Source organism: Parasphingorhabdus sp. (assembly GCF_048269865.1).
Classification (GTDB): Bacteria; Pseudomonadota; Alphaproteobacteria; order Sphingomonadales; family Sphingomonadaceae; genus Parasphingorhabdus.
The window spans coordinates 114,913-133,569 of the sequence record NZ_JBLWUA010000003.1; the positions used below are offsets into that span (position 1 = coordinate 114,913).

Annotated in this window: 15 protein-coding genes; 11 read left to right on the forward strand and 4 right to left on the reverse strand. The window is 56.4% G+C overall.

The annotated features are described in order from the left end of the window. Positions 1 to 160 precede the first annotated feature (160 nt). Both ACN0WW_RS04910 and ACN0WW_RS04915 read left to right on the forward strand, forming a co-directional pair. On the forward strand, positions 161 to 2,953 hold the full coding sequence (locus ACN0WW_RS04910; protein ID WP_417609994.1) for a TonB-dependent receptor: 2,793 nt from the start codon (positions 161 to 163) through the stop codon (positions 2,951 to 2,953). 5 nt (positions 2,954 to 2,958) lie between these two features. After that, positions 2,959 to 4,014, forward strand: coding sequence for a phytase (locus ACN0WW_RS04915; protein WP_417609996.1), 1,056 nt, complete (start codon positions 2,959 to 2,961; stop codon positions 4,012 to 4,014). 166 nt (positions 4,015 to 4,180) lie between these two features. On the opposite strand, the gene prfB is transcribed toward ACN0WW_RS04915, so the two are convergent. Next, on the reverse strand, positions 4,181 to 5,308 hold the full coding sequence (gene prfB, locus ACN0WW_RS04920) for a peptide chain release factor 2 (protein ID WP_417609998.1): 1,128 nt from the start codon (positions 5,306 to 5,308) through the stop codon (positions 4,181 to 4,183). 214 nt (positions 5,309 to 5,522) lie between these two features. On the opposite strand from prfB, the gene ACN0WW_RS04925 reads away from it, so the two are divergent. The 6 genes from ACN0WW_RS04925 to ACN0WW_RS04950 all read left to right on the forward strand — a co-directional run bounded on the left by ACN0WW_RS04925 (position 5,523) and on the right by ACN0WW_RS04950 (position 11,315). Further along, positions 5,523 to 6,272, forward strand: coding sequence for a carbonic anhydrase (locus ACN0WW_RS04925; RefSeq protein WP_417610000.1), 750 nt, complete (start codon positions 5,523 to 5,525; stop codon positions 6,270 to 6,272). A 74-nt stretch (positions 6,273 to 6,346) separates the two neighbouring features. Next, entirely contained in the window at positions 6,347 to 7,261 is a 915-nt protein-coding gene (locus tag ACN0WW_RS04930; protein WP_417610002.1) for an oxidoreductase, read from the forward strand. A 119-nt stretch (positions 7,262 to 7,380) separates the two neighbouring features. Next, positions 7,381 to 8,778 (forward strand): circularly permuted type 2 ATP-grasp protein, encoded by a 1,398-nt coding sequence (locus tag ACN0WW_RS04935; protein ID WP_417610494.1) that lies wholly within the window; start codon positions 7,381 to 7,383, stop codon positions 8,776 to 8,778. A gap of 13 nt (positions 8,779 to 8,791) precedes the next feature. Next, positions 8,792 to 9,742, forward strand: a complete 951-nt coding sequence (locus ACN0WW_RS04940; RefSeq protein WP_417610004.1) for an alpha-E domain-containing protein — start codon at positions 8,792 to 8,794, stop codon at positions 9,740 to 9,742. Between the two features lie 2 nt (positions 9,743 to 9,744). Continuing rightward, on the forward strand, positions 9,745 to 10,545 hold the full coding sequence (locus ACN0WW_RS04945) for a transglutaminase family protein (protein ID WP_417610006.1): 801 nt from the start codon (positions 9,745 to 9,747) through the stop codon (positions 10,543 to 10,545). Between the two features lie 32 nt (positions 10,546 to 10,577). Beyond that, a complete protein-coding gene (locus ACN0WW_RS04950) occupies positions 10,578 to 11,315 on the forward strand; it encodes a peptidase (protein WP_417610008.1) in 738 nt (245 codons plus the stop codon). On the opposite strand, the gene ACN0WW_RS04955 is transcribed toward ACN0WW_RS04950, so the two are convergent. Next, complete coding sequence (locus ACN0WW_RS04955) at positions 11,312 to 13,333, reverse strand: GMC family oxidoreductase N-terminal domain-containing protein (protein WP_417610010.1); 2,022 nt, start codon at positions 13,331 to 13,333, stop codon at positions 11,312 to 11,314. The genes ACN0WW_RS04950 and ACN0WW_RS04955 overlap by 4 nt on opposite strands. Before the next feature lie 44 nt (positions 13,334 to 13,377). Continuing rightward, positions 13,378 to 14,406: a beta-propeller fold lactonase family protein gene (locus tag ACN0WW_RS04960; protein ID WP_417610012.1), complete on the reverse strand. Its 1,029-nt coding sequence runs from the start codon at positions 14,404 to 14,406 to the stop codon at positions 13,378 to 13,380. A 147-nt stretch (positions 14,407 to 14,553) separates the two neighbouring features. On the opposite strand from ACN0WW_RS04960, the gene ACN0WW_RS04965 reads away from it, so the two are divergent. The 3 genes from ACN0WW_RS04965 (at position 14,554) to ACN0WW_RS04975 (ending at position 17,249) form a co-directional block, all read left to right on the forward strand. Continuing rightward, entirely contained in the window at positions 14,554 to 15,120 is a 567-nt protein-coding gene (locus tag ACN0WW_RS04965) for a hypothetical protein (protein ID WP_417610014.1), read from the forward strand. Between the two features lie 3 nt (positions 15,121 to 15,123). Continuing rightward, positions 15,124 to 15,840 (forward strand): hypothetical protein, encoded by a 717-nt coding sequence (locus ACN0WW_RS04970; RefSeq protein WP_417610016.1) that lies wholly within the window; start codon positions 15,124 to 15,126, stop codon positions 15,838 to 15,840. A gap of 104 nt (positions 15,841 to 15,944) precedes the next feature. After that, the gene (locus tag ACN0WW_RS04975; RefSeq protein ID WP_417610018.1) at positions 15,945 to 17,249 is read left to right on the forward strand and encodes an FAD-dependent oxidoreductase; all 1,305 of its coding nucleotides are present in this window, start codon (positions 15,945 to 15,947) and stop codon (positions 17,247 to 17,249) included. A 17-nt stretch (positions 17,250 to 17,266) separates the two neighbouring features. Here ACN0WW_RS04975 and ACN0WW_RS04980 read toward each other — a convergent pair whose 3' ends face one another. Further along, positions 17,267 to 18,619: a hypothetical protein gene (locus ACN0WW_RS04980; RefSeq protein ID WP_417610020.1), complete on the reverse strand. Its 1,353-nt coding sequence runs from the start codon at positions 18,617 to 18,619 to the stop codon at positions 17,267 to 17,269. Positions 18,620 to 18,657: the final 38 nt, after the last annotated feature.

Below are 18,657 nucleotides of genomic sequence, written 5' to 3' on the forward strand. Positions count from 1 at the left end.
GATTTTCGCCGTTTCCCCCGCGCTTCTGTTGCAAAGTTACCGCCTGTCACAAATCCCCAATATCTCCGACATATCTCCGTCACACCATTGGTCAGAAAGAGTCATTCAACTTCCCTAGGGCGGCGTCAGATTCATCATGACCAACAGGGAAAACAGAAAAATGTCGCGCCAATCCAAATCAGTGACCACCGCTTTCAAACTCGCTCTCATGCTCGGTTGCGCCTTGCCATCCACGGCCTGGGCAGGGACCATTGCAGGCGTTGTCGTCGACCCGAGCGAAACGCGCGGACTGCAATCAGCGCAGGTCCGCATTGTTGAGCTGGACCGCGTTGCGACCACAGAACGCGACGGCAGCTACCGTTTTCCGGACGTGCCTGCGGGGACCTATACGCTGGAAACCCGCTATGTTGGTGCCGATCCGATACAGACCAAAGTGAACGTTACCGAAACCGGTGTTTCACGGGCTGATATCGTTCTGGAAGGGGGGCCGGGCGCTGAAATTGTGGTGATCGGACAGAGCGCGAACCAGGCGAGCGCATTGTCCCGACAGCGGGAAGCGGACGGGGTTTCCTCGGTGCTCACACGGGATGCTATTGGCCAGTTTCCGGATCAGAATGTGGCTGAGTCGATCCGCCGTCTTCCGGGCGTGAATGTGCTCAACGACCAGGGCGAGGGACGCTTTGTATCGGTCCGCGGGCTTGACCCCGAACTGAATTCCAGCTCGCTAAACGGCGTTCGTCTGCCTTCGCCGGAATCGGATGTTCGGTCGGTCGCGCTGGACGTGATTTCCAGCGATCTGATTGAATCGATCGAAATCAAGAAATCGCTCACCCCTGACATGGATGCCGACACCATCGGTGCCTCGGTCGAGATCAACACGACCAGCGCTTTTGACCGGAAGAAAGGACTTTTCGCGGTCAAGCTGGAGGGCAGCTATAATGAATATGCCGACAGCGTCACGCCAAAGGGAAGCGTCGATTTTTCCACGCGGATTGGCGACAATGTCGGGATTTCCGGGGGTATCAGCTATTACAAACGGGAATTCGAGAGCGACAATATCGAGGCGGATGACTGGAATGAGGATGCCGGGATCGTCTATGCCGAGGAAGTGCAATATCGCGACTATGATGTCACCCGCGAGCGGATCAGCGGCACGCTGAATGTCGATGTCCGGGCGTCGGATACGACTACCATGTTCGTCCGCGGCAATTTCAGCCAGTTTGACGATCAGGAATATCGCCGCCGGACGACGATCATATTCGACGAGCCGCCGGCAAGCGGCAGCGCCACCGGCGCGTCCTTTACTGATGCCGATGGCCGGATTGAAGTAAGACGGGACATCAAGGACCGCTTTGAACGGCAGCGGATTGCTACCTACCAGATTGGCCTCGATCATGATGATGGCATTTGGGAAGCGCATCTTTCCGGCAGCTGGGCCAGGTCGAGTGAGCTGGAAAATGGTTCGGTGGATCCGACCCGTTTCCGTTCGCGCTTTGACGGGGATGGTGTTGACATCGATATGGACTATAGCGATGTCCGTTTGCCGCTATACACTGTGACCAGCGGTGCCGATCTGTTTTTCGATCCGTCGGAATATAAGTTCAACCGCGCTGAGTTGACCCGGCTCTCGGACAGCGTCGACAAGGAATATGCCCTCAAGGCGGATCTGGGGCGAAGCTTCGTCATGGATAGCGGGGAATTTACCGTACAGGCAGGGGTCAAGTCCCGCTGGCGGACCAAAAGCTATAATGCCGACGACGTGTTTTACGGCGATTATGACGGCGACTATACGCTTGCCGACGTGCTGGGCGAGCAGACCTATCGCATCACCGATATCGGACCGGTGGCGACCTATCGCGGTGCAACCGAATTTCTCTTTGCCAATCTCGGAAATTTCGAGGTTGACCAGTATGAGACGGACCTTCTCAGCCTGCCCAGCGACTATTCCGCCGACGAAGATATTCTCGCTGGCTATTTTCTGGGTCGCTATGACAGCTCGACTCTTCGGGTGATCGGGGGGCTTCGTGCCGAGCGGACCTCGAACAAGCTTTTCGGTCAGCTGGTGGTCGATGACGGGGATGATGTCACGGATGTCATCCCGGTGAATATTGCGCGCCGCTATACCGACTGGTTGCCCAGTCTCACCGTGCGTTTCCAGCCGCAGCAGCAGCTGGTTCTGCGCCTCGCCGGTTACAAAAGCCTGGTGCGTCCGAAGCTGTCGAAAATGGCGCCGCGATTCACGATCAACGAAGACAAGGAGGCCGAATTCGGCAATCCTGACCTGCTGCCTTACCGCGCGTGGAATGTAGACGCTTCGGCCGAATATTATTTCAGCAGCAATGGCGCGATGTCTGTCGGGGCGTTCTATAAAAAGATCGACAATTTCATTGTTGACCAGACGCTGACGGCGGCCGGTACCTTCCAGGGTGTCGACTACGAGGAACTGACCCGCGCGATCAACGGCGAAAGCGCTGAAGTATTCGGCATTGAAGCCAGCGTAAGCCAGGTAATGGATTTTCTGCCATCACCACTCGACGGTCTCCTGGTCAATCTGAACTATACCTATACCGATGCAACGGGTACGGTGCTGACCGACGGCGACATCGCGACGCCGCGTGAGATCAGTTTGCCAAGCAGCTCTAAGCATACGTTCAACGCTGTGCTGGGATATGAAAAAGGGCCGTTGGATTTCCGTATCGCGGGCACCTACCGGGACAAATATCTCGACGAACTGGGCAGCGATGCGGCAACGGATCGCATTGTCGACAGTCATTTCCAGCTGGATGCGAGTGTGAAATTCAAGGTGACCAAGAATATCCGCCTCTTCGGGGAATGGATCAATATCAACAATGCCAAATATTTCGCCTATCAGAATTTTGGAGGCGCGCAGCGTAACCTGCAATATGAAGCATATGGCTCGACCGTAAAATTCGGCGTGAAGGTGACGATGTAATGCGCATGGCGAAATTTCTTCTGGCTGTATCCGCTGTTGGTCTATCCGCTTGTTCAGCGCAGACCGGTATTGAAACATCCGGTGCCGCTGGCGTGCCGACGCTCGAGCTTGTGGCAACGGGTGAAACCGTCCCCGTCGGCACGACGGCGCGCGACGCCGCCGATGATCCGGCGATCTGGCGCAATGCCGCTGATCCGGCGAAAAGCCTGGTGATCGGCACTGACAAACGGGCGGGTCTTTATGTCTTTGGCATGGATGGAGCCAAGAAATCCTTCCTGCCGGAGGGAGAACTCAACAATGTCGATCTGCGGGAAGTGACGATCGACGGACGCCAGACCGTGCTGGTCGGAGCGAGTATCCGCAATGACCGGGATAATGCCTATATCGGGCTATACACGCTTGACACCGAAAGCGCAGAACTGACACCACTGGGCAAATATCCGGCCGGAGCTGGCGAAGCTTATGGCTTCTGCTTCGGACAGGATACCGCCGGTGAAACATTCGCCTATATGATCACAAAGGCCGGCAATGTCCGGGAAATGAAATTGTCGTTCGCCGGAGGTGTCCCCAACGCCTCGGTCAGGCGCGAGCACAAGCTGACGACGCAGCCGGAGGGCTGCGTCGTCGATGACCGGATCGGACGGCTCTATGTCGGCGAGGAAAATGCCGCGATCTGGTTATATGATCTGAATGCCGATGCCTTCGTCCCACAGCGCTTTGCCGATGTGAATGGCCGGGAGCTGGTCGCTGACGTTGAAGGTCTGGCGCTCGCACCGTCAGGGGACAACGGCGGCTATCTGGTTGCCTCCAGCCAGGGCGACAATGCCTATGTGCTCTATGATCTGGTGACGGGGGCCTATGTCAACCGGTTCCGGCTGGTGGACGGCGTCGTTGATGGCACGTCGGAGACTGACGGGATTGAAGTGATGCCGGGAGACTTCGGGCCGCAATATCCCGATGGGCTGATGGTCGTGCAGGATGGCGACAACGGCGACCAGACGCAAAATTTCAAATATGTCAGCTGGCGAGATGTCGTAGAGGCGGTGGACGGGTCGAAATAGAGCCGTTTATCGCAGTGCCCCTGCGCAGGCAGGGGCCCATCTCGTGCTTTTGCGGATAGAGAACGAGTGAGGTGGTGTGTCAAGTCCGCCGCGATCGCTCTCAACAACCGTTGACTATTGCCTCTCCTTCAGGAGATGGCCCCCTGCCTGCGCAGGGGAACGAGTGCTAGTCTACGTCCTCGACATCGACCTTCTCGCCGGTCACTTTCTGCGCGAGGGTTGCGGCGATAAATTCGTCCAGCCCGCCATCCAGCACGGTATTGGGGGCGCTGCTGGTGTGGCCGGTGCGCAGGTCCTTGACCATCTGGTAGGGCTGCAGAACATAAGAGCGGATCTGGTGACCCCAGCCGATTTCGGTCTTGGCTTCATATTCACCGGAGGCTTCGGCTTCCCGGCGTTGCAGTTCGGCTTCGAACAGGCGCGCTTTCAGCATGCCCATGGCAGTGGCGCGGTTCTTGTGTTGGCTGCGGTCATTCTGGCTGGCAACGACGATACCGGTCGGCTGGTGGGTGATGCGGACGGCGCTGTCCGTGGTGTTGACATGCTGGCCGCCCGAGCCCGAGGCGCGATAGGTGTCGATCTTGAGGTCGCTTTCGTTGATCTCGACCTCGAAACTGTCGTCGATCACCGGATAGACCCAGACGCTGGAAAAGCTGGTGTGGCGCTTGGCGGCGCTGTCAAACGGGGAAATGCGGACCAGCCGGTGTACGCCGCTCTCGGTCTTGGCATAGCCATAGGCATTCTCGCCCTTCACCTCGATCGTCGCCGACTTGATGCCGGCCTGATCCCCGGCCTGATAGTCGACCATCGAGACTTTATAGCCGCGCGCTTCGGCCCAGCGCTGATACATGCGCAGCAGCATCTCGGCCCAGTCCTGACTCTCGGTGCCGCCGGCACCGGCGTGGATTTCGATATAGGTGTCGAGACTGTCGGCTTCGCCGGACAGCAAGGCGTTGACCTTGTCGCGGTCGGCGCGAGCAGCGAGCTTTTCCAGACTGGCGACGCCTTCGTCGGCAACCGAAGTATCATTTTCCTCTTCGGCCATCTCGATAAACTCGAGCGCGTCGTCGCGTTCCTGCTCGATTTCTCTGGCCGCGCTGATCGATTCATCAAGGCGGCGGCGTTCGGTCATCACTGCTTGCGCGGCGGCCTGATCATCCCACAGGGTCGGGTCCTCGACGCGCGCGTTCAGCTCGTCGAGACGGCGCAGGGCCACATCCCAGTTGAGCGAAGTCCTGATCAGGTTGAGGGCGGCGTCGATCCGGTCGACATAGGCTTGCGCGTCGGCACGCATGATAATCTCCAAAGCTAGTGGCAGCAGCGATTAGACGATATCGCCGGGAAGTAAAGTAGTGTGCGGGTTGGCTGGCGCAGGTGGGCGTAACGAAGCGGCTGCGTTATTCATATTTTCTATTGATATGGGAATTATCAATCGATTGGCTCGTCTAAAGACGACTGTCTAGTGAATGTGTTCGCGGGCTCAAGCCCGGATATCAGAAAGGAATAGCATGACATATCTAAGGATTTCAGGAGCTTTGGCGGCTGCTTTGCTAGCCTCGGGTCCGGCTCTCGCCGATCACCACAAGGCTTATGGCTATGGCACCGGCGATGGCCCGGAAAAATGGGGGCAGCTCGACGGCAAATATGCGCTGTGCGAGAGCGGTGACATGCAATCACCGATCGATTTGGCCGGAGCGAATGCTACCGGCAAGATCGCTCTTTCGGTGAACTATCAGGCCGGACCGCTGACCGTTTCCAACAAGGGCTTGACCGTTCAGGCCGACTTCGCGCCGGGATCGAGCATGACCAGCGGCGGGATGACTTTCAACCTGATCCAGATTCACTTTCATACCCCGTCAGAACATGCGATCTCCGGCAAGCGCTACCCGTTGACCGGCCATTTCGTTCACGCGACAGAGGATGGCAAGCTCGGCGTTCTCGGTGTGATGTTTGAAGAGGGTGCGGCCAATCCGGAACTGGCGAAAATACTTGCGGCTGCTCCGGAAGAGAAATCGGATCCGGCAACGGTAGCGGGCGTGAGCATCGATCCCAACGGCATGTTGCCTGCCGATCGTTCGATCTATCGCTATATGGGGTCGCTGACCACGCCGCCGTGCAGCGAAGGGGTGAACTGGCATGTTCTGAAAGCGCCGATCTCCGCGAGCGAGGATCAGATCGAGGCGTTTGAGGAGCTGATGGGGGACAGTGCGCGTCCGGTGCGGGCGCTGAACAACCGTCTGGTCGTCGCGCCGGAGTAACCGGCCGCTATCCGATTGTCTGTGAGTCCCCGCTTTTTTGTGATAGAATGGCGGGGCGATCAGGAGACGACGCAATGACGATAAGCAATTTTACCGACCAGGACGTGCCCGATCAGAGCGGGCGCGTCTTTTTTGTAACCGGTGCCAATAGCGGGCTGGGCTATGAGACCGCGAAGGTACTGGCCGGCAAGGGCGCGCGCGTGCTGATGGGGTGCCGGTCGGACGCAAAAGCGAAGGCGGCGATGGAGAGCATCCGGGACGCCCATGCGAATGCCGACCTGCGCTTCATCCCGCTGGACCTTGGCGACCTCGATTCCATCGACGACGCCGTCAAGCTGATCGCCACCGAACCGCGCCTGGACGTCCTTGTCAATAATGCGGGGATTATGATGCCGCCCCGGGAAGAGACCCTCGACGGGTTTGAGTCGCAATTTGGCGTCAATCATCTGGGGACATTTGCGCTTACGGGTCTGTTACTCGACAAGCTCGCGAAAGGGCGGGCACCGAGGGTGGTGATCACCTCGAGCATGGCGCACCGCAGCGGGAAGATCGATTTTGACGACATCAACGCGGAGGAAAGCTATAGCCGGTGGGGCCGCTATGCGATGAGCAAATTGGCCAATCTGCTGCATATGTACGAACTTGACCGTCGTTTGCGCGCCGCACAGTCGCCGATCATGGCGCTGGCCTGTCATCCCGGCGTCGCTGACACCGAACTTGCCAGAAATTTCCCCGGCGTCCTGGTGTCGCTGATCCGGCCGGTTTCCAGCCTGTTTATGAACAGCGCGGCCCAGGGGGCCTGGCCGACGCTTGCTGCAGCGACGGCAGCCGATGCGGAAGGCGGCGACTATTTCGGGCCAAGCCGTAACGGCGAGTGGGTCGGGCCAGCGCGCAAAGTCCAACCGCGTCCGAAAGCCAAAAGGATCGAGCCGGCAAAGCGCTTATGGGCTGTGTCGGAAGAGATGACCGGGGTCAAATATCCGGTCTGACCGCCCCAGTTTTGCTGATTTCGGTATTTCCTTTGCTTCGAGAGCTTTGTTGCGGTAGCCTTGCTGTCGGAGGAGAGTTTTGACCACGTCGTTCGGGGGGATATTTATTGTTCGATGAAATGTTGGGTAGCGGGGACGATGTTCGTCACCCCTATCAAGACTATAAACACTGGCTTGACGGCGAGAACGTCAAGCGGCTCCACCGCAAATCCGCAGAGGCAGAAGCCTTTTTTAGAAAAACCGGGATTACCTTCAACGTCTACGGGCAAGATGAAGCCGATGAGCGGCTGATACCGTTTGATGTGGTGCCGCGCGTGCTATCGGCGCGCGAATGGCGCAAGCTGTCGAAAGGCATCGAGCAGCGGGTTCGCGCGATCAACGCCTTTCTGTACGATATCTACCACCGACAGGAAATCCTGCGAGCGGGCCGTGTGCCGATCGAACTGATCGCCAATAACGAAGCCTTTCTGCCGCAAATGATCGGCGTCAATCCGCCTGGCGGGATTTATACCCATATCATCGGGACCGATATCGTCCGCACCGGCGACGAAGAATTTTACGTGCTGGAAGACAATGCGCGCACCCCGTCGGGTGTCAGCTATATGCTCGAAAATCGCGAAACGATGTTGCAGATGTTCCCTGAACTGTTTGCCAAGATCAAGGTTCAGGAAGTCAGCAACTATCCGGGGCAATTGCGCCGTTCTCTGGCGGCTTGCGCTCCGCCGAAATGTGAGGGCAAGCCGGTCGTTGCCGTGCTGACGCCCGGTATCCACAACAGCGCTTATTTCGAGCACAGTTTTCTGGCCGATCAGATGGGCGTGGAACTGGTCGAGGGGCATGACCTCAAGATTGTCGATGGCCGGGTCGCGATGCGGACAACGCAGGGCTATACCGCGATCGACGTCTTGTATCGGCGGATCGATGACGATTATCTGGATCCGCTGAATTTCGAACCACATTCAATGCTGGGTGTCCCCGGTATTTTTGATGTCTACCGGTCAGGCGGCATCACGATCGCAAACGCGCCGGGAACCGGGATAGCCGATGACAAGGCTCTGTACAGCTACATGCCGGACATCGTTGAATTTTACACCGGCGAAAAACCGCTACTGGAGAATGTGCCGACCTGGCGCTGCTCGGAGAAAGACGAGCTTGCCTATGTGTTGGAGCATCTGGAAGAGCTTGTCGTCAAAGAAGTGCACGGCTCGGGCGGATATGGAATGCTGGTCGGGCCTGCCGCTTCAAAAAAGGAAGTCGCGGCGTTCCGGGCAAAGCTGATCGACAATGCGAACAATTATATTGCGCAGCCGACGCTTGCGCTGTCCACCGTGCCTATCTTCACGAAAAAGGGATTGTCCCCGCGACATGTCGATCTCCGGCCGTTCGTGCTGGTATCGCCGAACGGGATCAGCATTACGCCGGGTGGTCTGACCCGGGTCGCGATGACCAAGGGTTCGCTGGTGGTGAACAGCAGTCAGGGTGGAGGCACCAAAGATACATGGGTGCTGGAAGAATGAGGGGGCTAGTCTGATGCTGGGTAAAACAGCCGCGAGCCTGTTCTGGATGGCGCGCTATCTTGAGCGGGTCGAGAATAGTGCGCGTTTCATTGATGCCGGATTCCGGATCGCCTTGACCCGCTCGGCGTCCGCCAGCGAAGAATGGTCATCGGTGCTCAAGTCATCGGGCGTGATTGAAGCCTATCGTGCCAAATATGATGATTTTGAGTCCGCGAAGGTCATAAATTTCCTGCTCCGCGATCGCGATAATTCCAGCAGTGTCATGGCGTTGATGAAACAGGGCCGCGATAGCGCGAGAACCGCACGAACCGCTTTGACGCGCGAAGTTTGGGAAGCGACCAACGAAAGCTGGATGACGTTGAAGGCAGCCATGGCTAAGCCCGTAAAGGAGCAGGATCTGCCTGAAACACTGGGGCTGATCCGGCAGCAAAGCGCTCTCGTCAGAGGCGCGACGCTTGGCACTATGCTGCGCAATGACGGGTTCAATTTCCTCCGTCTCGGCAGCTTCCTGGAGCGGGCGGACAGCACCGCGCGTATTCTGGACGTCAAATATTATCTGCTCCTGCCTTCGGTCGCTCTAATCGGTTCCTCGGTGGACAATGTTCAATGGGAGACGATCTTGCGGTCGGTATCGGCGCATCGATCTTTTCGCTGGCTCAATGGTACGGACATCAGCGCACAGGCTGTTGCTGACTATTTGATCCTGCATAAACAGATGCCGAGATCTTTGACCTTCTGTTACTCCAAGATCCGCGACAATGTGCATTATATCGACGACAACTATGGCCAGAAGAGCCGGTCCGGAGAACTTGCGGATGAAATATGCAACGATATTCTGAGCCGGCCGATCGAAGAGATTTTTGAAAATGGGCTGCACGAATATATTTCCGAGTTCATTGTCGCGAATAATGGCTTGGCCGCGCAGATCGAGACCGATTTCAATTTTCAGGACAGGATCGGATAGCCATGCTTTTGAAGATCAATCATGAAACCCGCTACGTCTATGATGCGCCCGTCCAATACGGGCTGCAGCAAGTGCGGCTGCGACCGAAAGAGCGTGCTGGCCAGCAGGTCAAGAGCTGGGATATCGAAATCGACGGCGGCAAAGTGGAGCTGTCCTTTGAGGATCAGCATTGCAATCATGTCGACCTGATCAGCATCGACCAGGGCCGCACAGAAATATCGATAAAGTGCACCGGTGAAGTCGAGAATAGTGATGGCAGCGGCATCATCGGCTCGCACAGCGGATCCGCACCACTTTGGTATTTCAAGCAGGCAACGGATTTAACCAAAGCTGGTCCCGAGACCAGAAAACTGGTCGAATCGCTCGGCGATGATTTTGACAATGATGTGGCGAAACTTCATCGCCTGTCGGCTGCCGTTGTTGAGAAAGTGACTTATCGGACGGGCGAAACGGACGCCGAAACCAATGCAGAGGCCGCGCTTAAGGCCGGGGCAGGCGTATGTCAGGATCACAGTCATATTTTCTGCGCGGCGGCGCGCTTGCTCGGCTTTCCTACCCGCTATGTGTCGGGCTATCTGATGATGAGCGACCGGGTGGATCAGGATGCTACCCACGCCTGGGCAGAAGCCCATGTTGCGGGTCTCGGCTGGGTCGGTTTTGATGTCTCCAATGGCTATTCTCCGGATGAACGCTATGTCCGCGTCGCAACCGGTCTGGACTATCGGGAAGCCTCGCCGATATCCGGTATGCGATATGGCGCCTCCAACGAAGATATGATTGTCACGCTGCAGGTTCAGCAGTAAGCGGACGCTCCACCTCATTCAGGAATTTGACGATGACTTATTGCGTAGGCCTGCGGATGAAACGCGGCCTTGTTTTCATGTCCGATACCAGAACCAATGCCGGTGTTGACGACATCTCCCAAGTCAAGAAACTGACCAGTTGGGAAGTGCCGGGCGATCGGGTGATTACCTTGTTGTCAGCAGGGAATCTGGCGACCACCCAGGCGGTCGTCAGTTTGCTGGACGAAAGGGGCAAGCATCCGGATGATCGCAATCCATCCATTTTGCAGGCACCGTCCATGTTCCAGGTGGCGACGATCATCGGCGAAACCTTGCGCGAAGTCGTGAAAACCTATTCGAACGAGGGGCAGGACGCCAAATCTCCCTTTGGAGCCACCCTGATCGTTGGCGGTCAGATAAAGGGCAGCGACCCGCGGCTTTTCCTGATCTATCCCGCTGGCAATTTTATCGAAGCCAGCGATGACAGTCCGTTTTTCCAGACCGGAGAAACGAAATACGGCCGGCCGATACTGGTTCGGGCCTTTGACCCTGACATGTCCTTCGAAAATGCGGTCAAACTGTTGTTGGTCTCTTTCGATTCCACCATTCGCGCCAATCTTGCAGTGGATTTGCCGCTCGATATGCAAGTTTATGAGACGGACAGTTTCGCGATTTCGCAGCAACAGCGGATCAGCAAGGATGATCCCTATTTTCAGACGATTTCAGAAGGTTGGGGCGATGCGCTGAGAAGCGCTTTTCAATCCTTGCCGGATTTCCATTTCAAGGCCTAGCCGAAGCGTCTTTTGCCTGCCATCGCCCGGTGCGCCATCGCCATCGTGGTTAACTGCGCGTTGACCCTTATGCAGCTGGGCATGACGCTGGCATCGGTAACATAGCAATTGGTGGTGTTGTGAACCCGCTGATTGAGGTCAACCACGCCCTTTTCCGGATCGATATTGATGGCATTCCCGCCATGCGGATGAGAACTGGACAGAACCACATCATCCGGTTCTTCGATCGCTTTGTCGTAAAAGGCATTAATTTCCGCATGGCTCATATCGCTGGTCAGCGTCTGGCCGCGGAGCAGGGCAGGGTAGACTTCGATGGCACCGTTGAGAAAATGGACTTTCGTCATGGTTGCCAGCGCCCGCCGCAGCAGGGCCAGTTCCGGCGCGCCGATTTTCAGCTTGAGCTTGCCATTGTCCATATAGCCAAGCCGGTCGGCAGGAAACAGGACGCCGGCGGAGACGAGCCGATTGTAGTTCCGCATCCGCTCATAATGATCCTCAAACCAGCCCGGCACCAGCGTCGCCATGCTCATCGGCGGCTGGAAATGGCTCTCAATGAGAAAGTCCCCGCGATCGACATAAGTCGCCATCTGGTCCTCGTTCCAAACATTGACATTGGTCCCTTCGGGCATCAGCGCCACGACCGGGCAGGCTATATTCAGCGAGATACCAGTTCCGGATTGGGTTATGCCGCTGTCGTGGAGCAGATTGCTGGATGCCAGGGCGCCGGCTGCGACGACGACCCCTTTTCGTGCGCGGATGGTTCGTTTTCTGCCGTCGTTCAGTTTGACTGTGACGGCGTGCGCGATCTTCTTATCATTGGCCCCTTCGTCCCACAGGATTTCGGTTGCTTCGGCGCGGTCCAATATCCGGGCCGGCCTGCTGCGCTCCTTGCTCGTGGCATGGGCCAGGAAGCTTTCCGGCATCGCCTTTTTTCGGCCATAGGGACAACCGGTGTTGCAGTAGCCGCAATAGACGCACTCGGTTTTCGGCTGCGTCGGGCCGTAATTTTTCCGGAACCAGGCGGTGATAGCTTTTTTGTCCATCGGGTCGTCGGACTGCGCCGCATATTTATTCCAGCCGTCGATCAGATGCGGCCCGTTGTTGCGGCCGACAATCCGATCGATTTCTGATACTTCGAGAGCCTCCTCGATTGCATCATAGCTGCGGGCAAGATTCGTTTCGCTGATTGGAGCACCCAGTTCGGCCCAGGTGTCATAGACATTTTCGGCATCCGGATGCACCAGACCCTCATGCTTCATACGCAGGCAGATTCCGTTGTTGATAACGGTAGACCCGCCGACAACCCGCCCCTGAAACACGATGATGTCGCGGTCTGTCGTGGTTTGCAGGGCTCCATCCTTGAACATCCGCGCGGTCATCCGCGCTTCTTCATGGCTGATCTGCGAAGAAGGGTAATGGCGGCCAGCCTCGATGATCAGCGCTTCATGCCCCTCGTCGGCGACCGCCGCAGCTGCGACGGCGCCGCCTGCGCCCGATCCGATTACGATCACGTCGGTTTCCTCGGGAATGGCGCCATGACCGACGAATGCTCTGGCCGTCAGATCACGATCGGATTCACGGCTGACCGGACGTTCCCCGGCAGCCGTGCGGTCGCGCTGCGCCGGCAATTCGAAATCAAGGTCGGCATAGATGGGGTTGTCGAAATTATCCTCTTCATCGCCCGGCTGCCAATGGCCGTAATAGCCGGCCAGAATGACCCCCTTGGTGCGGGCGATATCCTGAAACAGGTCGATCCGGGAACGCTGTAGCCGGCGGCGGATGAGTTTCTTCCGAATGGCAGGCGGCGCGAGCAGGAAAAAGGGGCCGCCCAGGACAAGCAGCAGTCCGTAAAGCGCCATGCCGATTTCGGCAGGCTTGTTGCCATCGATATTGGAAAAATGCTCTTGCAGATTGTCCACCACCTGGTCGGGCGAAATAGCCATTTTGCGATTGTGAAACAGCGCTTCAGCCATCGCCTTGATCATCAGGGCCTGAAGGCGATTAAATGGCTTTTTCAACTATCATCTCCCGTGGTGCGACCCGGGGTATCAATTGTTATGGTTTAGTCCTGTTCGGCTTCGCCGGTCAGCACGATGCCCAGCCCGTCTCCGTCTTTTCCGGCCTTGAACCGGCGGACAACCTTGCCGGCAGCCAGATCAACCTGGGCAATTGTATCAGGGCCGGTTTCCGCGACAAAGAGATTTTTTCCATCCGGTGAGAAGAGGATGGTCACTTGCCGGCTATCAGCGGTGCCGCTTATCTCGATCGTGCCCTTGGCTGATCGCTTCGCTACGTCGAACAGGCCGAGCGCGCCATCGCCCAAATTGGATGTGATGGCGGTTTTTCCATCCGGACTTATTGCCACGCGGATCGGGAATTTGCCGGTCTCGATCTGCTTCAATGGCTTCAGATTATCGGCATCGAAAACATGTAACTGGTCGCCGGCTCGATCGGCCACCCAGACCGTGGCACCATCGGGCGCGATCGCGATGCCTTCCGGTTCCGTGCCCGCCGGCAGGTCCGCGATTTTGCGCATCTTCGCAAGATCGAGAACGCTGACTGTGCCTGATTGCATATTGGTCACAAACGCGCGCGACTTGTCCGGCGTGACCACCAGCATATGGCTGCCCTTCTGGCCGGTCTTGATCGATGAAATCTTGCGTTGTTGCGCTGCGCCGGTTGGCGGAGAAACGATGGTGATGCTGTCGCTGCCTTCGGTCGTTGCAATGATCCGGCCGTCGTCCAGCCACAAAATCCCGTGCGGCCGCCGCTCCGGGAATAGCGATACGGTTTCGATTCTGTTCCGTGCCGCGATGTCAAAAATATCGATGGTCTGGCCGCCATAGGAGACGACGGCGGCAAGCCGGCCATCTGGAGACATCGCTATTTCATGCGGCTGGTCTCCCGTGGCTTGCCGTGCGGTTTCCTTGCCGCTTTGCAAATCGATAAAGCTCAGACTGTCCTCGGCCTTGTTCCCCACCAGCAGCGTACCCGACATTTTACCGGTTTGCGCAGCGCCGTTTGCGCTGAACAAGGCGACGACCAAGAGCAATGCCATTGCCGGAAAAAACCGCGTAAATCTGCTGATCATTGTCGAAACCATCCTATCATTTCGGGCAGACTAACAGCTAATCCTCATATTTCCAGCCCCTGCTTTTGTCGCAGATGTGATCCATGGCACTGCGCCGTCCGCTGAAGAGGCTAGGCTATGGGTTCGAAACGCTATTGAGGCTCTGTCATGTTTGAAACGGCTCGTCATTTTACTTCCGCACTGGTCGCTGCGACAATGATGACGGCTCTTGTCGCGCCCGTGCCAGCACAAGCCCAATTTGGCGGCCTGTTCAAAAAAAGACCGCCGGTCGATCAGAAATCGGATGAAAATGGATGTGCGACCGATGCGAAAAGTTCGATTGGCAAATCCATATTGGGAAATGTGATCGGCGGTTTTACGCGGCGGGCGACCAGGGGCATGGGTGCTTTCGGCTCCTTTGTGCCGCGCGCGGAGGTGGCCGAAACGCTGACCAATTCGATTGCCTGCCGGCTCGATCCGGACGAACAGTTGCAGGCCGCCGAAGCGACGCGCAGCGTGACCGAATCCGAACAGCTGGGGGAGAGCGTCCAATGGACCAGCGAGACGCGCCCCGGTGTATCCGGCAGTTCCACCGCAACCAGCAAGTCGCTGTCGGCAGACGGTTCAAGTTGCATGTCGATCACGGATATTGTTATTGTCGATGGTGAAGAAACCCGCGTGTCCAAGCGGATGTGCAGAGCTCCGGGAGAAACACGATATATTGTCGTGGCATGAAATATGATGAGAAATATCAAAGCCGCAATCGTCGTCGCCTCTCTTTTTACAATCGGCGCTGCTGATGTAAAACCGGGCATGGATCCGGACAATCCGACGTGCCCCAGCACGCCCAACTGGTCGAACAACAAAACCATGGAGCTGACGCCAAAGATTATCGATGGCACCAAGATATTGCTGGCCGAGGGGGCCGTCGATCAGGAGTTGCCGGATCGATTGCGCAAGGTGTTGACCGAAAATCCCGATATTGCAGAGATCTGGCTGCGCTCATCCGGCGGGAATGCGAGAGCGGGCAACGAAGCTGGCCGCGTTATCCGGGAAGCCGATGGCTTGATCATCACCCGCATCCCGACCGGCTGGACCTGTTTCAGCGCCTGCAACTTCGTGTTCATGGGCGGCAGAGCGCGGATCGTTGAGCCAGGTGCCCATTTCATGGTCCATATGTTCACGATGACCAACGACCGGAACGCGATCAACTACAGCATCGAAATGGGCACCGACTCTACCGTCGGCCTGATCGGTGAAGTCGAACAGCAAAGCGCGCTGCTGGCGACCGAAGACAATGATTTCCTGATCAGAATGGGCGTTTCGCGCAAATTGTTGTCGGAAGTCATGTATCGGACCAACGCAGTAAAAACCGAGGATGGCGACCAGTCCACCCGTCGCTGCCTGACCACCGAAGAAGCGCTTCGCTATAATGTCGCGAACGTCGGCGGCTAGTCCGCTGCGCTCGAAAGTCCGGCCTCACGAAAATGACAGCGCCTTTTGCTTTTCTTTTGCGATTAAGGCGTTAGCATAAACGCGCTAATCGGGGAGGCAGGACGATGCGTCATATTGCGATCATAGGATCGGGACCTGCAGGCTATTATTCGGCGGAAGCGGCCCAGAAGAAATTTGGCGACAATGTCTCGGTCGATATCATTGATCGCTTGCCCGTTCCTTTTGGATTGATCCGTTCCGGCGTCGCCCCCGACCATCAATCCATCAAGGCGGTTTCGCGCCGCTATGAGAAAACCAATCTCGGCGAGACGGTGCGCTTTGTCGGCAATGTGACGGTTGGTGAAGATATCAGCGTTGCCGAGCTGCAAGAGCTGTACGACGCGGTTGTGCTGGCAACCGGCGCGCCGATGGACCGGGTGCTGGAAATTCCCGGCAGCGACCTTCCCGGCGTGGTCGGGAGCGCGGCCTTTGTCGGATGGTATAATGGCCACCCGGACTTCAAGGACCTGAACCCGCCGCTTGATGTGAAATCGGTGGCGATCATTGGTAATGGCAATGTGGCGTTGGACGTCGCGCGGATATTGGCGAAGACCGAAGAGGAGCTCGGCGGCAGCGATATCGTTGCTCATGCTCTCGATCGTCTGCGTCATAGTAAGGTCGAGAAAATCACCTTTCTCGGGCGGCGCGGTCCCCATCAGATCGCGATGACCCCAAAGGAACTCGGCGAGCTGGGTGAGCTTGAACGCGCTCGTCCGATCGTCGATGCCGACGATTTCCCGGATGTCGGAGATGATGCGATGCTGGAGCCGGGGATGAGAAAATCCGTCACTCATTTGCGCAATTTTCAGATCGCGGCAGCGGACGCGCAATCGAAGCCGATTGAAATTGCGTTCGACTTTTTCGCCATGCCGGTTGAGGTGCAGGGAGAAGGCAAGGTCGAACGGCTGATCGTAGAAGAGACGACGCTCGACAAGGATCTTCGCTCGATCGGTACCGGTGAGCGCTATGAGCTCGACTGTCAGCTGGTGATCAGCTGTATCGGCTACCGCACGCCACCGATAGAAGGCGTGCCCTATGAACATGGTCGCGGCCGTTTTGCCAATAGCGACGGGCGGATATTGCCGGGTCTCTACTGCGTCGGATGGGCAAAGCGTGGGCCATCCGGAACCATTGGCACCAACAAGCCGGACGGCTTTGCCGTTGCTGACATGATTGATGAGGATGTCGGAGAGAACAGCCGCAAGCCTGGCCGACCAGGTCTCGACGCGATGCTGGCAGGTCGCGGCGTCGATGCGGTCACGTTTCGGGATTGGCAGAAAATCGACAAGGCAGAAATCGCCCGAGCCCGCGAAGGATCACCGCGCGAGAAATTTACCGATATCGATGAGATGATTGCGGCGCGGGACTGACGGCTTCGTTGGCGGTTCTAATCCGGGTCAATAGCATCAGTATTTTCGGATATTTGATTGGGACTGACTGTTTCAGGACTGACTCTTTCATGTGAAAGCTTTGGAGGAGGTGGAGACCATTGCCTCAAATGCTGGCCTACCGATTCGTAAAAATGTGGGACCGAAGTTTCTAACTCTTGGATTATTGTTCTGGTCTGACCGAAACGATTGCCCAAATCTACCGGTACAATGACATCGAATCCGACGACTGTCATTTTGCCTTTATCTTCACCAATTCTGTCTGGGCTTTCTCTAAGCTCGTTCAATGGCAGTTGAGTAGGTGGTGAAGAGCCTGGCCAGTACATTCTTATGTGAGCGTTTGAATCTGCCTGTTTGGGGATTTGCCTTAGCAACCAATTCAAGCGAGCTTTATTTGAGACTTTATCCCCCGGTGCCTTTACATACATAGAGTTTAAAATGGAGCGACGGCGTAAATCAACTATTACCGACAGGGGGGCTGCCGCGTCGGGCACATCCAAATTTATGGACAGCGCTTGCTTTGAAACGAGTTCCTTAACATCACTTTCAAACTTTGCTCCGGGACTAGAGGATTCCGCGCGGGAGAGTTTTTCGCGCACAAACGTACCAAGCTGACGGCTCAAAATGAGACTCAAATCCTTAGTCTCTTGCTGCCACGCTTCAACGACGGCATTGAGATTGTCATTGCGCAACAGTTTACCTCCCGCTTGCACTAGAGCGCAGACTGTACTCCATGCCTTTGGCATTTGGGAGAAGCCTTCTACCCCGGCGCTCGGGTGGCTTATAAAACGCAGAAATTCTTTTAGAATATTCGCTTGCTCTTCATCGTCAATATCCTGATTTGCCGTTAACAGCCTAGCCACGGTCATTATTTGCATCCAAGAGAAATGATATAGCTCGATGCTTTTGAATTTTGTCGAGGTGATCTTGACTGGATGATGATCGGGTACCGTCGCAAATTGGTTCGAAATTGTTATGACGGCATCTATTTTTTTAGATTTAGCAATCTCTAAATAGCGCTCCAATTGATCGTTTGATATTTCGGATTTTCCGACCTTCGCTTCGACAAGTGCGGTCCAAGTACGCTTGCCGGTTTCTAACACAATCAACCCATCCGGGCGGCCCAGCTTTTTATGAGTTAGGTTATTGAAATTCACTTCTGTGTATGTGGCTATCGTCGTTGTTGTTCCAATTCTTTGACCAATCGAACCAAATAGATTGTGAGAAAAGTTGCGAACGAAAGTAAGTGTCGCAAGGAAAATTGAGAGTGTTCTTCCTTCTTTAGAAGTGTCCGCCAGAATAGGGAAAAGTCGCGCACGCTGTGGATTCATCAAATCAGGAAGGTCAGCCATGTTAGTCTCCACATTTTTCGCCAAGAGCGTAACTATCA